Annotated in this window: 12 protein-coding genes, 2 tRNA genes and 2 pseudogenes; 11 read left to right on the forward strand and 5 right to left on the reverse strand. The window is 66.4% G+C overall.

The annotated features are described in order from the left end of the window. Nucleotides 1–145: 145 nt before the first annotated feature. Nucleotides 146–571, forward strand: coding sequence for a hypothetical protein (locus tag ACOQPP_RS15735; RefSeq protein WP_420637381.1), 426 nt, complete (start codon nucleotides 146–148; stop codon nucleotides 569–571). A 648-nt stretch (nucleotides 572–1,219) separates the two neighbouring features. Here the strand turns inward: ACOQPP_RS15735 and ACOQPP_RS15740 are convergent. Further along, nucleotides 1,220–1,723, reverse strand: a complete 504-nt coding sequence (locus ACOQPP_RS15740) for a site-specific integrase (RefSeq protein WP_419167736.1) — start codon at nucleotides 1,721–1,723, stop codon at nucleotides 1,220–1,222. Nucleotides 1,724–1,908: 185 nt separating this feature from the next. Next, on the reverse strand, nucleotides 1,909–3,000 hold the full coding sequence (locus ACOQPP_RS15745) for a hypothetical protein (RefSeq protein WP_419167735.1): 1,092 nt from the start codon (nucleotides 2,998–3,000) through the stop codon (nucleotides 1,909–1,911). A 121-nt stretch (nucleotides 3,001–3,121) separates the two neighbouring features. On the opposite strand from ACOQPP_RS15745, the gene ACOQPP_RS15750 reads away from it, so the two are divergent. The 5 genes from ACOQPP_RS15750 to ACOQPP_RS15770 all read left to right on the forward strand — a co-directional run bounded on the left by ACOQPP_RS15750 (nucleotide 3,122) and on the right by ACOQPP_RS15770 (nucleotide 8,488). Beyond that, nucleotides 3,122–3,697 (forward strand): VanZ family protein, encoded by a 576-nt coding sequence (locus ACOQPP_RS15750; protein WP_420636891.1) that lies wholly within the window; start codon nucleotides 3,122–3,124, stop codon nucleotides 3,695–3,697. A gap of 196 nt (nucleotides 3,698–3,893) precedes the next feature. Then, complete coding sequence (locus tag ACOQPP_RS15755; RefSeq protein ID WP_420636892.1) at nucleotides 3,894–4,343, forward strand: hypothetical protein; 450 nt, start codon at nucleotides 3,894–3,896, stop codon at nucleotides 4,341–4,343. A 187-nt stretch (nucleotides 4,344–4,530) separates the two neighbouring features. After that, on the forward strand, nucleotides 4,531–5,319 hold the full coding sequence (locus tag ACOQPP_RS15760) for a 6-bladed beta-propeller (RefSeq protein WP_419167732.1): 789 nt from the start codon (nucleotides 4,531–4,533) through the stop codon (nucleotides 5,317–5,319). Between the two features lie 133 nt (nucleotides 5,320–5,452). Continuing rightward, nucleotides 5,453–6,727, forward strand: coding sequence for a serine hydrolase domain-containing protein (locus tag ACOQPP_RS15765; RefSeq protein ID WP_419167731.1), 1,275 nt, complete (start codon nucleotides 5,453–5,455; stop codon nucleotides 6,725–6,727). A gap of 99 nt (nucleotides 6,728–6,826) precedes the next feature. Next, nucleotides 6,827–8,488, forward strand: coding sequence for a solute carrier family 23 protein (locus ACOQPP_RS15770; RefSeq protein WP_420636893.1), 1,662 nt, complete (start codon nucleotides 6,827–6,829; stop codon nucleotides 8,486–8,488). Nucleotides 8,489–8,505: 17 nt separating this feature from the next. On the opposite strand, the gene ACOQPP_RS15775 is transcribed toward ACOQPP_RS15770, so the two are convergent. Together ACOQPP_RS15775 and ACOQPP_RS15780 are read right to left on the reverse strand one after the other, a co-directional pair. After that, nucleotides 8,506–9,591, reverse strand: coding sequence for an Ldh family oxidoreductase (locus ACOQPP_RS15775; protein WP_420636894.1), 1,086 nt, complete (start codon nucleotides 9,589–9,591; stop codon nucleotides 8,506–8,508). Next, entirely contained in the window at nucleotides 9,588–10,274 is a 687-nt protein-coding gene (locus ACOQPP_RS15780; protein WP_420636895.1) for an MBL fold metallo-hydrolase, read from the reverse strand. The genes ACOQPP_RS15775 and ACOQPP_RS15780 overlap by 4 nt, the downstream gene beginning before the upstream one ends. Nucleotides 10,275–10,519: 245 nt before the next feature. Between ACOQPP_RS15780 and ACOQPP_RS15785 the strand changes: the two genes are divergently transcribed. Next, nucleotides 10,520–10,594 (forward strand) — tRNA-Arg (locus ACOQPP_RS15785). A gap of 66 nt (nucleotides 10,595–10,660) precedes the next feature. Then, a tRNA-Leu gene (locus ACOQPP_RS15790) sits at nucleotides 10,661–10,746 on the forward strand. A 240-nt stretch (nucleotides 10,747–10,986) separates the two neighbouring features. Here ACOQPP_RS15790 and ACOQPP_RS15795 read toward each other — a convergent pair. Further along, nucleotides 10,987–11,394, reverse strand: a pseudogene (locus tag ACOQPP_RS15795) (transposase); the annotation flags it as partial. Between the two features lie 78 nt (nucleotides 11,395–11,472). On the opposite strand from ACOQPP_RS15795, the gene ACOQPP_RS15800 reads away from it, so the two are divergent. The 3 genes and pseudogenes from ACOQPP_RS15800 to ACOQPP_RS15810 all read left to right on the forward strand — a co-directional run bounded on the left by ACOQPP_RS15800 (nucleotide 11,473) and on the right by ACOQPP_RS15810 (nucleotide 14,816). Further along, nucleotides 11,473–12,629, forward strand: a protein-coding gene (locus ACOQPP_RS15800; RefSeq protein WP_420636896.1) for an IS3 family transposase whose coding sequence is annotated in 2 segments (ribosomal slippage) — nucleotides 11,473–11,722 and nucleotides 11,722–12,629 — 1,158 coding nt in all. Because the reading frame shifts where the segments join, the coding sequence is not laid out codon by codon here. 204 nt (nucleotides 12,630–12,833) lie between these two features. Further along, on the forward strand, nucleotides 12,834–13,676 hold the full coding sequence (locus tag ACOQPP_RS15805; protein ID WP_420636897.1) for a hypothetical protein: 843 nt from the start codon (nucleotides 12,834–12,836) through the stop codon (nucleotides 13,674–13,676). Continuing rightward, nucleotides 13,673–14,816: pseudogene (locus ACOQPP_RS15810) on the forward strand (PDDEXK nuclease domain-containing protein). Before ACOQPP_RS15805 ends, ACOQPP_RS15810 begins: the two are co-directional and overlap by 4 nt. Nucleotide 14,817: the final 1 nt, after the last annotated feature.

The following is a 14,817-nucleotide window of genomic DNA, read 5'->3' on the forward strand; positions in this document are numbered from 1 at the left end:
CATGTGGACGAACCGCGCCGTGGGCGGCTTGGCGTGCCAGATGGGCGTCAGGGCCACCGGACATGTACGGTTGTCTCGCGATGCCTCCCGTCCGGTCCGGATCGGACTTCTCGTGCTGTTCATGCACAACGAGGGCTACTCGACGATGTGCGGCCACGGGATCATCGGCGTGGCCAAGATCGCGGTTGAAGCCGGCTGGATTGACGGGACGGGGGATAACGGCCGGTCACGATTGACACGGGAGCGAGCTGCCCCTTCCGCGCGGCTTCCGCTTCACGGGTGGATCGGACCTCGGAGGTACGGTTGTGGCGAACGATCTTCATTGGCAGGAACAGCGAGCGGACATCTTGACATTGCACAAGCCTCTGGCGTCCTCCGGGGCGGCGGGCGCCGCCTCTTGTGTGCTTTGTCCGGCTTCACGACCGGAACTTCCAGTCCCCCCCGGAAACGCCCCGACCCGCCTGTCGCAACACCGCCTGTGTCGTGCGGCGGCGGGACTTGCATTGGCGTTCGCCTTCCTGCTCGCCGCTCCGGTGCTGCCGGGTGGCCGGCAGCACCGCGCATGGCGTAGCACGGTTCTGGACAGCCAGCCGTCGGATACGGTGTCGGTGCACGGCGGCTCCACACCGCCCCGCGGACCTCGACGCCCCGCGCCGCCGTCAGCACCATGAACTCGAAGGCCAGCGCGTCCACCTTGCCTGCCTTCGCCGCCCGGACCTTCTCGATGGCCGCCCCCACCTCGCGGTGGGGCAGGGCCTTCCGGTGCCGGCCCAACCCATGTCAAGATCCGGCGACTGCCTGGGCCGAGAACCGGGATTGCCCTCGATCAACGGTCCCTCCCGCATCGTCTCCAGTTTCTGGCCTTCGGGCAGTCGTTCGACGCTCCATGCGTCCTTGGGGATCTCGCGAGAAGGCTCGAACCGAACGTCAAAGGCGGATGAGGCTCCCACATGCTCGATCACGATGATCATCACCTCCCTCGAGAAGGCCCAAGCCGCCGGCCGGCTCCAGCACCGGCTCAAGATCCTCACCCACCCGGCCCTCCTCGCAGTACACCTCGCTCGCCTTCGGGGAGCGCTGACGCGACTTGTCGAAGTTGGCCTTGGGTCTGGTTTACGATGGCGACCGTCGGTTCTGATCTAACCGTCCGTGAAAGCGGGACAGTTCCAACTGAGCCGTATCGCGCGGTTTCGGCTCCCCCAACGCACTCCATCGGCGACTAGTCAGCCGTGAGGATCTGTCCGACACGCTCACCCCAAGCGCCAAGGGCCTCGGCTTTTTCTGCATCGTAATCGTGCCGTTCGTACACCGACGTAACACTCGGATCCGCATGGTTCAGAATCCGACCAATGATGAACCGGGAGACGCCAAGTTGAGCCATGTGCGTTGCCGCCGTGCGTCTCAGGTCATGTGGGGTCCAGTGCGGTACGTCGGGGATCCGCCTGCGTATCCGTGCGCTAGCATGGGATAACCACCGGACCGGACCGTCGCCGCGCGGGCTAGGGAATACGTAGACGGGCGCCGCTATTCCTCTGGAGGCGGAGAGGGCAATTGACAACACGTGTTGGGCGACCGGCGAAAGTGGGACTCGGTGCGTACGGCTGGACTTGGTCGCGCCTGCGCGTAGGGTCCACCACATGCCGTCAAGATCGTCGCGCCGCATGCCGAGCACTTCGCCCGGCCTTTGGGCCGTGAGAAGCACAAGGCGGAGGGAACAGGCCAAGCGTGGCCGTTCGGGTTCTAGGGCGCGCCATATACCTTACGGATCTCGTTGGCTCCGAGCACACGGTCCCGCGAGAATCTGGACTCAGTGAGACGCGGCAGGAACCCAGTAATCCCTGACTATTAATCAGTAGGTTCGGGGTTCGACTCCCTGACGGCGCATTCTCCCCCTCGGCGTTCTCCCCCTCAGCGGTTCTCTTCGCGCTCCTGCGCGCGGGCGCCCCGGAGGACGTTCTCCAGCGCGTAGTTTGCCTCGTGGCAGGCGTACTCGTACAGGAGATCGTCCATCTTCATGAAGGGGACTTCGCCGCCCCACGGGCTCTCCCAGGTGTCCGGGTCGTCGATCAGGAATTCGTAGTTGATCGTGTTCGCGTCCACGCGCGTGAGCCGCTCCGTGATCTTCATGTTCGGAGTCGCGCCGAAGAACTCGCGGTAACCGGTGAGTTGCTCCGGGTTGAGCTTCGTCGTCTCGATGACGAGGGTGTCGTCCTCCCACCAGCCGCGGGAGTCGCCGAACCAGGGCTGGATCTCGTCCGGGAGCGGTCGGGGCCCTCCGGTCTCGACTGCCTCACCCGAGTCGGGGGCGTCCACGAACGGGATGATGCGGGTATCGTGCACCATCTCGGTCATGATCACGACGTGGTCGGGCGTCTGCACGATGGTGTAGTTGTTGTTGTAGAAATAGTTCGGGAGCATCGGGGGGCCGGCGTTGGATCCGAACGAGACGATGCAGCGCTCGGAGAGGGGCCGGTTCTCGGGGTTGTCGTACTCGCCGTGCTGGCCGCGGGTCGCCATGAGCTGGCCCAGCCGCTGCTGCGCTTCGGCGGTGCGCGCGGGGATGCGGCCGTCGTCCGGGACGGTGATGAGGGAGCTACGCGGCTCGCCGTTCACGACCGCGACCTGGTCGCCCCGGTCGAGGTAGAAGACGTTGTAGCCGCCGGTGCCCCCGGCTGCAGCGTCCAGCACGAAGTCGCATCCGAGGCTGACGCCGCCCGCCGCCGGCGCGTCGCGGTCGGGATCGCTGAGCTGCGAGTGGGCCTCGATGCACTCCTGCCGGCCGCCCTCGATCTCGGCCACCTGTTCGGGGGTGAGCACGGCCTCGAACCCCTGCGGCCGCTCGATGGGCGTGATCGTTCCGTTCGTCCAGTTCCCCTGCAGGTCCGCCCGCCCGTCCGGCGTGCGCGGCACCGCCCCCTGGTCCTGCGCCCGCGCGACGGAGATCGATACGCCGGCGACCGCGGCCAGCACCACCGCTGCTCGAATTGTGGTTATCTTCATCGGAACGCCCCTCGCAGTTCAGCGTCTCAGCGACACGAAACGTCGACACTTCCTAATCATATGACTCGTTGGGCGATGGTTCACGGGGTGTTCATCAACACGAGTCACGATGGAGATGCGGATGCCGGACTTCTCGTCTGATCGGGAACGGCACCTGTGGATCTGGGCGCTGGCGGTGGTCGTGGCGATCTATTCGACGGCCGATCTGGCCCGGACGCTGGCCGACGCGCTGCGCGAGAGCGGGCTGCTCGAGGCCACCGCCTCCATGTTCAGCGCCGGCATGCTCCTGATCGGGGCGATGATCGTGGTTCAGGGGCTGAGGGAGCGCTCGCGCGGCGTCGAAGTCGGCTTCGCGCTGGGCGTCGCGGCGATCGCCGTCATCGGATTCGCCCGGGGGATAAGCGCGGCCGAGCGCTCACATCTCATCGAGTACGCGGTGTTGGCGCTCATCGTCCACGAAGCGTTGGTGGAACGGAACGGCCAGGGGCGGCGCGTCCCGGTGCCGGCCGTGCTGGCCATCGTGGGGACGACGCTGGTCGGCGTGGTTGACGAGTGCATCCAGTTCTTCCTGCCGAGCCGCACGTTCGACTGGTTCGATATCCTGTTCGACCTGCTGGCGAGTGTGATGGCGGTCGGTTCGAGCGTGTCGCTCCGCTGGGTGCGGCGCTGGCTCGCAAGGCTCCGTCCCTCGCGGTAGTCCCGGCGCCATGCAGGTGGGCCGGGCTCCGGGGCGGCATCGACTGGAGTCGCGCGTCCACCGTCCGCGCGTATGCGGCCGCTCCGTGGTCCCCCTGGGTGTCTCCAAGGCGCCATCCCGGACGTTTACCAGATGATGTCAACGGGCTCTCAAACGGGGTCGAAAGCTCGTCGTAATGAGGATGGCGATGCGCTGGATGATGGTGGCGGTACTCACGGCCGGTTTCACGACCAGCTGTGAGACTGTCTTCTCGGGCGAAGAAGGCGAGGTCATGGCGACCATCGACTTTTCGCGTGGTGGTCCCTCGCCGGATACCATCGTAGTTCGCGCCCCCGACACGATAGGCGTACGTCAATCCTTTCCCGTGACCATACGGACGTACTCCGGTTGTCTTCTCGAGGACGGTAGAACACAGATCGACGTTCGCGGCCTCAGGGCGGAGGTGACTCCGTTCATGCGCACGATCCCCGGTAGGAACTGCGCGGACTTTCTTCGTGTGAAGGACCGGGTCGTCCATACGCGGTTCACGTCGCGGGGTGTTGGAACCGTGACGGTATTCGGGTTGAACGACATCGCGTATCCATCCTTTGGCTCCAATAGTCGAGCCGATACGATCCAAGTTGAACGCACGGTCGTCGTGAGATGAGGGACAGTTCCCCTCCGTTGTTCCGGGCTTCCGGATCCCTTTCCGTCGCCATCCGGTACGCCGCAGGAGGGGAGCAACCGGTCTTCAACGGCGGAAAGCCGCTCACCGGTTCCGGCAATCCAGCTGTGCCGGTACGCTTCGGTGGCTTCCGCTGGGAGCCGTCCTGTTCGCAGCCGCTCCCCCAACGTTGGCCGAACAGGTAGAACGCTGGACGCTGGAGCGAACCGTCGTCATCGGCGACGCCATGGACGAAGAGCGGGGACTGACGCGGGTCGGCTCCGTCGCCGTCGCCGGCGACCGGCTCTACGTGGGTCAGCCGCAGGAGAGCCGGATCCGGGTGTTCACCACCGAGGGCGACTTCGTCGGGTTCATCGGCCGCCGAGGCGAGGGACCCGGAGAGTTCCGCAACCTTGGCAAGATCGGGGCCCGGGAAAGCGCCGTGTGGGCGGCCGACCGCTATCGGCTCACGTCCTTCGACGCGGACCACGCGTATGTGTCTTCCCTAACCGTGCGAGTCCAGCCCTCCACGCCTGGCGCAAGGTTCACCCGGTTGGCGGGACTGGCCGATGGCTCGCTCCTGATGGGCGAATCCTTCGCGGAGCCGTGGGCCAGTTCTGGCGAGATTCGAAGCGAGTACATTTTCAGGCTGGATCACGAGGGGGTTCTTCGGGACACGGTGGCCGCGTGGGAGCGCGTCCCAAGCACTGCCGAAACCAAAGGAGGGATACGTCCGCGGATCCGGTCATACGTCGTCCTCCCTGTACGCGACGCGAGCCTCTGGAACCTGCCGTCGGACGGATCCGGATTCGTCCTCGTACACCGCAGATCGGCGACGCGCAGAGGGCTTCACACGTCCGAATGGCCGCGGGGGATCGATCTCACGCTGGGCGGGGTGAGCGGCGACGTGGCGCTCGGCGTCCAGCGGATGGAGTTCGACGTGCAGCGCGTGGTGCGACTCCGCTTCTCGCCGCGGTAGGCACAGAGCGTCCGCTCGTACGCCGAGGGCCCTTGGTCCGGACGCCGGGCCCCGTGTACCGGCACCGTGTCAGTCGTTACGATGCCTCCCTGCGGTCGACCCGCATCTGGAGGTTCTCATGCAGGTGGAGGGCATGATTCGCGCACGCCCCGGTGCGCTGCGAGCAGGAGTTCTTGCGGTCTCGGCGATGGTCGCCGTTCCGGCGGCGGTGGCCGCGCAGTACTTGCCGGCGCGCGGGGACGCGTGGGAGACGCGCACTCCGGAGCAGGTGGGGATGACCGCCGAGGGCATCGAGGCGGCCATCGAATACGCCCTCGAGCATGAGACGACCCAGGCCCGCGACCGGGAGTTCCAGCACAGCCGGAGCTTCGGGCGCGAACCGCTCGGGGAGGGGATCGGCCCCTTCAGCGTTCGGGGCGGGCCGGCCGGAATGATCGTGCGGCACGGCTACATCGTCGCGGAGTGGGGGGACACGAAGCGGGTCGACATGACGTACAGCGTGACCAAGTCCTTCCTGTCGACGTCGGTGGGGCTCGCGTGGGACGAGGGGCTCATCGGCTCGCTCGATGACACCGTGCGCGAGTACATGGCGCCGATCGACGTGCCCGCGGGCGATGGGGAGCCGGGCGTGGACCGGATCGGATTCGGGAAGCCGGATCCGACGACGCTGTTCGAGTCCGAGCACAACCGCACGATCACGTGGGACGACCTCCTGCGGCAGACGTCGGACTGGGAGGGCACGCTGTGGGGCAAGCCGGACTGGGCCGATCGGCCGAGCGGCGACCCGTCCACCTGGCTGACGCGCGAGCGCCATCCCTCGGGCACGGTGTACGAGTACAACGACACGCGGGTGAACCTCCTCGCGCTTGCCGCGGCGAGCGTCCTCAGGCGCGCGCTGCCCGAGGTCCTGCACGAGCGCGTGATGGGACCGATCGGCGCCGCCCCGACGTGGCGCTGGAACGGCTACGAGAACTCGTGGGTCACGATCGACGGCCGTCGCGTTCAGTCGGTGAGCGGCGGTGGCCACTGGGGCGGCGGCATGTTCATCAGCGCCCGCGACCAGGCGCGCTTCGGCCTCTTCACGCTGCGGCGCGGGAAGTGGGGGGACCGGCAACTTCTCGCCGAGGAGTGGTTCGACCTCGCGACGACGCCCGGCCCGGCGAACGGATCCTACGGCTTCATGAACTTCATGCTCAACGTCGCGGACGAGGAGGGGAACAAGCGCTATCCGAGCGCCCCCGAGGAGGCGTGGGCCCACCTCGGCAACGGGACGAACATGATCTACTGCGACCCGGTGAACGACCTGGTCGTGGTGGCCCGCTGGATCCCCGGCGGTGCGATCGACGGACTGCTGGAACTCGTCATCGACTCGATCGACGACGCAGCTGCGGCCTCGTCCAACCGGTAGAACCCCCAAGAGCCACCCCAATGGCGGTTCCCAGCCGGAGTGTGCATGCGCTATCAAGTCGACGAATCACCTCCCCTCGCCCTGGCTCTGGGAGTGGGAATGCAGTCGACGCTCCTGGCGGTCATCAACGTGGTGGTCATCTCCGCCATCGTCATCCGGACAGCGGGGGGCAGCGACGCCTATCTCTCGTGGGCCACCTTCGCGGCCCTGGTTATCTGCGGATTGGTGACGACGCTGCAGTCCGCTCCCGTTGGACGGATCGGGTCCGGGTACGTTCTCACCATGGCCGCCTCCCAATCCTTCATCGCGATCTCGGTAACCGCCATCGCCGTGGGCGGGCCGGGCATGTTCGCGGTCCTCGTTCTCATCTCGTCGCTCTTACAGTTCGCGCTCGGAGCACGGCTGGCGCTGTTCCGGCGGGTACTTACGCCGACCGTGGTCGGCACCACGGTCATGTTGGTTACCGTCACGGTGATGCCGATCATCTTCGACCTGCTGACGGACGTTCCCGCAGGCACGGACGGGGCAGCCGCTCCCGTGGTCGCCACCACAACCTTCGTGACTCTCCTGGTTCTCGTGCTGAGGGCCCCGCGCCCCTGGCGGATCTGGACACCCGTCATCGCGATCTTCGTGGGCTGCATCGTTTCCGCGGGCTTCGGCCTGTACGAGGTAGAAGGGATCATCGGGGCTTCCTGGTTCGGTCTGCCGGAGCTCGGGTGGCCGGGTTGGGACTTCGGCTTTGGCGTTACCTTCTGGTCACTGCTCCCGGCGTTCGTTTTCGTCGCCCTGGTCGACGGGATGGCGACATGCGGCGACGCCATCGTCATCCAGAGGGTTTCGTGGCGTCAGCCGCGGGCGACGGATTATCGCGCGGTGCAGGGTGCGGTCTCCGCCACCGGGTTGAGCACTCTCCTGTCCGGCCTGGCCGGCACCGTGCCCAACAAGGTGCACGTGCTAAGCGTCGGCATCGCCGAGATCACCGGGGTCACTGCCCGCCGCGTCGGTGTGTGCGGCGGCATCATCTTTCTTGTCGCGGCGTTCCTGCCAAAGATCTCAGCCCTCCTTCAGGCGATTCCCAACCCGGTGATCGCAGCCTACACGATCGTGTTCATGGGAATACTCTTTTCGGCGGGAGTGAGGATCATCGTCACGCAAAGCGGCCTCGACTACCGCAAGGCGACCGTGGCGGGGGTGTCCTTCTGGATCGGCATGGGGTTTCAGAACGGCTGGATCCTTGCCGACTCTCTGGGGAGGTGGAACGGACTGCTGGGAAACGGCATTACGACCGGAGGCCTCACCGCGATCCTCCTGACGATGGCCATGGGGGTCTCCCGCTCCCGGGACATGGAGACGGACCTCGAAATGATGGCGCTGTCCGAGATTCGAGGATTTCTCGGACGCCTGTGCGCGCGCCAGGGCTGGGGTCCGGGAACCAACGACCGTCTGTGCCTGGCTGCCGAAGAGACTCTTCTGACCCTGGTTCGGCAGGACGAAACTCGCGATGAAGCGCGGCGCCTCCGCGTAGCCGCCGACGTCCGCCGGGATGCCATCGACCTGGAGTTCGTTGCCGCGGTCGGCGGAACCAACATCGCAGACCGGATCGCCGTTCTGGAGGAAGCGGAGGCCGAGATGGCCATGGAGAATGCGGTGTCGCTCCGACTGCTGCGCCACCTTTCTTCGTCGGTGAGCCACCGGCAATACCACGACACCGACATCGTGACGGTAAGGATCAAGATCGAGAAGGCGCTCCGGAGGTCGTAGTCCTCCGCCCCCGCAGCTCAGGCGACCGTGTCCATCTTCGGATAGTCGCCGGTAAGCGAGAGCTCCTCGAGGACCGTGGCGATGCGGGCCCAGGTGAGCCCGTCTACCGGAATCCCTCCGGCCGGCGGGTCGCCACGCCGCGCGCCAGGCATGCGCACTCCGCCACTATCGCCGACCGCGGGCAGCGCCTCGAGGGAGGTGACGAGAGCCTCCATCTCGTTGGCGAGACCCGGGCCTCCCCGAAGGCCATCCGGATCGACCACCAGGACGAAGAGACCACGCCGCGCTCGCCGGGGCTCGGCACCCGAACTCATGGCGACGCCGGCCAGGGCCCCGGCAAACGTCTCGACCATCAAGCTCAGCAGAAACCCCTTGTGTCCGCTCGATACGCCGCCCAGAGGGAGGAGTGCGGCTTCGCGGGGTGTCGAGAAGAACGCGGCCGGATCCGTAACCGGGCGACCATCGCGGTCAACCAGCCAGCCTTCCGGCACGGCTTCACCCCGATTCGCGGCCGCTCTCACCTTGCCCTGCGACACGACGCTGGTCGAAAGGTCGATCACCAGCGGTGGTTTGCCGGGTGCTCGCGGGATGCCGCAGGTAATCGGGTTAGTGCTGAGAAAAGGGGCGGCGGAACCGAAGGGCGGCGCGCTGGCGGCACCGCCGGCGCCGTTGCTCATGAGAAGCGTGATCCGCCCTTCGCGCGCCGGGCCGACAACGTAATGCCCGAGGCATGCCATGTCGTTGCCGTTGTGCACCGTGGCACAGCCGATGCCCGCCTGGCGGGCCTTGGCCGCGGCTGCCTCGATGGCGAAAACGGTCGAAACCTGGCCGAGGCAACCGCGCGCGTCGACGGCCACGGCCGCCGCCATCTCGTGCGTGACCAGAGGCACGACCGCGGGCTCGATCATACCGTCGCGGAAGTCGTCCACGTAGACCGGAATGCGGCTCACGCCATGGGCGGGATGGCCTGCGCGGCTGCCGTCTATCAGGGCGTCGGCCAGCAATGCTCGCTCGCCCGCGGCAAAGCCGAGTGCGCCGAAAATGTCGTCGATCAGGGCGCGAACGGTCGCCTCCGACAAGATGACGCCATCGGTCGGTGTCATCGAACCACCAGAGTGAATTCCGCGCCATCGTCCGATACGAATCCGCCATCGCATTTGATCAGTTCCGGATGGTGCCCGGGGACGATGCGGTCAGCGCTGTCGAGGATCCGGTTGATCGTGCGCGCGCTGTTCTCGGCGGTGTCGAATACCAGATCGCTTCGGCGCAGGATGACTTCCTTCATGTACTTGATCGCATCGCCGGCGATGACTACCCGACCCTTGGCGTCGCTGTCCAGTTCGATCGCGTACGAGCCAGGGGTGTGGCCGGGTGCCGGAAAATAGCTCACGCCGCGCGTCAATTCTCCTTCGCCTTCCACGAACGTGACATCGTGCTTCTCGAGCTGCTCGTGGATCAGCCAAGGCAATAAAATGTCCTGCTCGTGGGGTTTGCGCGCATAATCCCATTCGCGCCGGCTGACATGGACGCGAGCGTCCGGAAACAGGTCGATGTTGTTGGAGTGGTCGAAGTGCAGGTGTGACAGGAATACGGTCCCGATGTCGGCAGGTGTCAGCCCGTGGCGCTTCAAGCCGGCCAGCAACTGGAGTCGATTGCAGTAGTGACCCGTGTCGAATAGAATCGGGCCGCTCGGCGCGGAAATCAGCGTCACATTGGCCAGCCCGAGGAAGCCTTCGCGCAGGCCCAGGTTGTTGCCTTGGACGATGATGTCGTAGTCAATGGTCATCGTGCGCCTCACTGTTTTCGAATCCCATGTTCGGTGGCGGCGTTACTCTAGGTGAACTCCTGGCTCACGGCCAACCTTCTCTGGAACCGGCGCTTGTAGCCCCCTCCCCGGCACCGCTGGACCGAGGCTCCCGGATCCGTGCTTCGGACCTGACCTGGTCCAGACTCCTTTGTGGACGCCGGGCTGCCATCCCGTCAGATTATCTGCGCGTCGCGTCGCCTCTTCCGGCGGCGCGTTGTGTGTCTGCGCCCGTAGCTCAGCCTGGATAGAGCGCTTGCCTCCGGAGCAAGAGGTCACAGGTTCGAATCCTGTCGGGCGCACTCGTCCCGACGGAGTTGGCAGGACCGGTCCGTGGAGCGACTCCCGGACCTGAGGCAGGGGCGCAGGCTCGGGTGGCGGAAATGGCAGACGCGCAGGATTCAGGATCCTGTGGGATTAACATCCCGTGGGGGTTCGACTCCCCCCCCGAGCATCACCAGCCCAGGTGGCGGAACTGGCAGACGCGCTAGCTTGAGGGGCTAGGAGCCTGCGCCGCAGGAGCGCGGCGGAAGCCATCGGATGCCGCCCGCGGGGTCTCGCGAGCCGAAGTGTCGGTCGTTTTCCGGACGGGAACGCGTTGTAGGCGGGGAGACGGCCCGGCGGGCGGCGTTCGGGCGGGGCCGCGGACCTCTTTTTGTGCCCCGGGGGACGCTTGACACGGATTTTCGGCCCCTCACGCTGCCTGAAGGACGTGGAGGCGCCTCATGTTGAGCGCCAGGCACACGAGGTCCCACTCGCCGCGCACCTTCTCCAAGCCCCGGAGGCTGAACCTCCGGAACCCCATCGCCTCCTTGATCCAGCCCATGGGCGCCTCCGCGATCCACTTGCGCTTCGCGTACACCGCCCGGCCCTCCGGAGTCGCCAGCCTCTTCGCCATGCGCGCCCTCGCCGGGCACGTCTCCGGGTCGGGTTCTCCGGCCCCCTTGCCCTCCCGGCCCAGCGCCACGTAGCCATCGATCCCCCGCGCATCCAGCGCCGCCAGGTCCTCCTCGTTCGAGTAGCCCGAGTCGGCCAGCACCTCGCCCGGCGTCTCCCCGCACCGCCCGGACACCTCGTCAACCCGCTCCACCAACTGCCCCTGGTCGCTCGCGTTGTCGGTCTGGAGTTACCCCGAGTTGGTGGACACCTTTGAGCGTTGGTCACAACGAGGAGGTGTCGCATGTCGGGACGGAGATACGCGCCGGAGTACAAGGCGCGGATGGTGGATCTGGTCCGTGCGGGGCAGAGCGCGGACCAGTTGGCTCGCGAGTTCGAGCCCTCGGCGACGGCGATCCGGCGCTGGGTGGAACAGGCCGATCTGGACGAGGGGCGTCGCACCAACGGTCTGACGACGGCTGAGCGCAAGGAAGTCCGGGAACTGAAGCGCGAACTGCGCCGTGTGAAGATCGAGCGCGACATATTGGCAAAAGCCACGGCCTGGTTCGCCAAGGAGAGCGGATCGATCCCCCGAGGGGGTTCCGGTTCGCGGTTGATCACCAGGCCGCCTATCCGGTGCGCGTGATGTGCCGCCTGCCGGGTCTCTCCCCGAGCGGGTACTACGCGTGGCGGACGCGGGAGCCGTCGGAGCGGGCGCGTGCGAACGCGGCGCTCACCGAGGAGATCCTTGAGATTCACGCCATGAGCGACGGAACGTACGGGGCGCCGCGGATCCACGCCGAGCTGAGGGCCCGGGGCCGCGAGGCGGGCGTGAACCGGGTCGCCCGGCTGATGCGGGCGGCCGGGGTCGAGGGCGTGAGCCGGCGCCGCAAGGGCAGTACGACGAAGCGGGCCGCGGAGTCCAGGCCCGCGCCGGATCTCGTGGACCGAGACTTCTCGGCCTCCGGACCGGACGAACTCTGGGTGGCCGACATCGCGTACGTGCCGACCTGGGCGGGCTTCCTCTATCTGGCCGTCGTGCTCGACGCCTGGAGCCGCCGCATCGTGGGCTGGTCGATGGCGACGCACCTGAGGACGTCCCTGGTGCTGGACGCCTTCGACATGGCGCTGGCGCGGCGGCGCCCCGAGGAGGTGATCCACCACAGCGACCAAGGCAGCCAGTACACGTCCTACGCCTTCGGCGGCCGCTGCCGGAGGGCCGGGGTCAGGCCCTCGATGGGCTCGGTGGGCGACGCCTACGACAACGCCATGTGCGAGTCGTTCTTCGCCACGCTGGAGTGCGAACTCATCTGGCGGCGCTCGTTCCGGACGCCCGGCGAGGCCCGCCGGGAGGTGTTCCGGTTCATCGAGGGCTGGTACAATCCGCGCCGGCGGCACTCGAGCCTCGGCTACGAGTCGCCCGCCAGCTTCGAGGCGCGCGAGAAGGGAGAGGCGGCGTGACCCCCGGGCCGCGTCCCTCTCCCACGGTCCGCCACGCCTTCGGCGCGGCGACCGCTCTTCTCTCCCGCGAGGTGGCGAGAAAGGAGGAAACCACCACTTTCACCTGTCCACTGAAACGGGGTAAGCCCAGCGTATGGGGACCGCGTCCGCCGGGTGTTTGACGGTTGGCGACGGGAACATGCTCCGCCCCTCCGCGAGCTTGCTGTGGCGGATTCGCCCAAGGATCTGATTCGGGACCTGTCGGAGGACCTGCTGCACCGCTTCGCCGGACTGCCGCTGCTCGACCGCTACGATGTCTACCAGTGTCTGATGGACTACTGGGACGAGGTCATGCAGGACGATGTGTACCTGGTGGTGACGGAGGGATGGACGGAGGCGGCGCGGCCGCGGGTGCTGGTACCTGTCAAGGGCAAGGGGACCGCGGAAACACCGGATCTGACCGTGAACCGGAAGAAGTACAGAATGGATCTGGCGCCTCCAGGGCTTGTGGTCGCCCGGTATTTTGCGGCGGAGCAGGCCGAGGTTGACCGTTTGCGGACGGACGAGGAGAGCATCGCTCGCGAGCTGGAAGAGTTGGTCGAGGAGTACTCTGGGGAAGATGGGTTGCTGGAGGGCGCGACGAGTGATTCCGGGAAGGTGACTCAGGCCGCGGTGAGGGCGCGGCTGAAGCTGAAGGGGGTGGCCGGCGATCCCGAAGGGCAGGAGGAGCGGGACGTGCTGGAAGCGTGTCTCGATCTGATGAAGGCCCTTGCCGCAGCGAAGAGGGCGGCGAAGACGGCACAGGCTCGGCTGGATTCAAAGGTGCTCGCGCGGTACGCGACGCTGACCGAGGCGGAGATCACCGAGCTCGTGGTCGGCGACAAGTGGATGGCTAGCGTGGAGGTTGCGATCGGGCACGTGGTGGAGCGCCTGACGGGTGGGCTGGTGGATCGGGTCAGGGTGCTGGAAGGGCGGTATGCGAAGCCGCTGCCGGATCTTGCTCGTCAAGCTGAGGACTGTGGCGCGAAGGTGGAGGGCCACCTGAAGCGGATGGGGCTGTCGGTATGAGTCGGGAGTTCGATTTCGAGCGCCTGGTCGAGCTGTGCCGGCGTACTCACGAGGAGACCCGGCGCTCAGCCTCCCGCGCCATCGACCGCTCGTTGGTCGTGCGGAACTGGCTGTTCGGATGGTACATCGTGGAGTACGAGCAGAACGGGGTTGATCGGGCTGAGTACGGCGCTCGACTCCTCTCCCGCATGTCGGACCGGTTTCGCCAAGCGGAAATCCAGGGCGCATCCACTACCCGATTGAAGCTCTTTCGGCAGTTCTACCGGCAGCGTCGGCCGATTGGTCCCACGCTGTCGGACCAATCGTCACTTCCGGCGTCCGCCGACGAGACCGGTCGAATTCGCCCGACGCCGTCGGACCAATCCCCTCACTCGAGCTCGGCCTCGTTAGCAGATATTGTCGCTCAACTTCGAGACGAGTTCGTTCTCAGCTGGTCCCACTACGTCACCCTGCTGTCCGTAACCAACCCCGACGCCCGCCGCTTCTACGAGATCGAGGCTGCGGACAACGGCTGGAGTGTCCGCGAACTCAAACGCCAGCTCGACAGCTCCCTGTACGAGCGGCTCGCGCTCAGCCGCGACAAGCATGAGGTTCGTCGCTTGGCTCGCGAGGGGCAGGTGGTGGAGAAGGCTTCGTACCTGATCAAGGATCCGGTGGTCCTGGAGTTTCTGGGACTGGAGGAGAGGCCCGCCTACTCCGAGAGCGACTTGGAAACTGCGATCATCGACCGGCTTCAGCAGTTCCTGCTGGAGCTGGGAAAGGGCTTCCTCTTCGAGGCGCGCCAGAAGCGTTTCAGCTTCGACGACAGTCACTTTTTCGGACCTGGTGTTCTACAACCGCCTCCTGCGGTGCTACGTGCTGATCGACCTCAAGCCCGGGAATCTGACCCATCAGGATCTCGGCCAGATGCAGATGTATGTGAACTACTTCGACCGCTACGTGAGGACCGATGACGAACTGCCGACGGTCGGTATCCTGCTCTGCGACCGTAAGAAGGACGCCATCGTCGAGTTGACGCTCCCCGAAGACGCCAACATCTACGCGTCGAAATACCAGCTCTACCTGCCGTCGAAGCAGGAGCTTGCCGACCAGCTGGCGATCGTTCGCCGGGAGGTTGAGGGGAACGACGGTAGGCCATGAC

The organism is Candidatus Palauibacter sp. (assembly GCF_965222475.1).
Classification (GTDB): Bacteria; Gemmatimonadota; Gemmatimonadetes; order Palauibacterales; family Palauibacteraceae; genus Palauibacter.

What these genes read in the sequence shown, in the direction of transcription:
- ACOQPP_RS15735 (WP_420637381.1), top strand. Translation starts at nt 146, where the DNA reads ATGTGCGGCCACGGGATCATCGGCGTGGCCAAGATCGCGGTTGAAGCC.
- ACOQPP_RS15745 (WP_419167735.1), bottom strand. Translation starts at nt 3,000, where the DNA reads ATGAAGATAACCACAATTCGAGCAGCGGTGGTGCTGGCCGCGGTCGCC.
- ACOQPP_RS15750 (WP_420636891.1), top strand. Translation starts at nt 3,122, where the DNA reads ATGCCGGACTTCTCGTCTGATCGGGAACGGCACCTGTGGATCTGGGCG.
- ACOQPP_RS15755 (WP_420636892.1), top strand. Translation starts at nt 3,894, where the DNA reads ATGATGGTGGCGGTACTCACGGCCGGTTTCACGACCAGCTGTGAGACT.
- ACOQPP_RS15765 (WP_419167731.1), top strand. Translation starts at nt 5,453, where the DNA reads ATGATTCGCGCACGCCCCGGTGCGCTGCGAGCAGGAGTTCTTGCGGTC.
- ACOQPP_RS15770 (WP_420636893.1), top strand. Translation starts at nt 6,827, where the DNA reads ATGCAGTCGACGCTCCTGGCGGTCATCAACGTGGTGGTCATCTCCGCC.
- ACOQPP_RS15775 (WP_420636894.1), bottom strand. Translation starts at nt 9,591, where the DNA reads ATGACACCGACCGATGGCGTCATCTTGTCGGAGGCGACCGTTCGCGCC.
- ACOQPP_RS15780 (WP_420636895.1), bottom strand. Translation starts at nt 10,274, where the DNA reads ATGACCATTGACTACGACATCATCGTCCAAGGCAACAACCTGGGCCTG.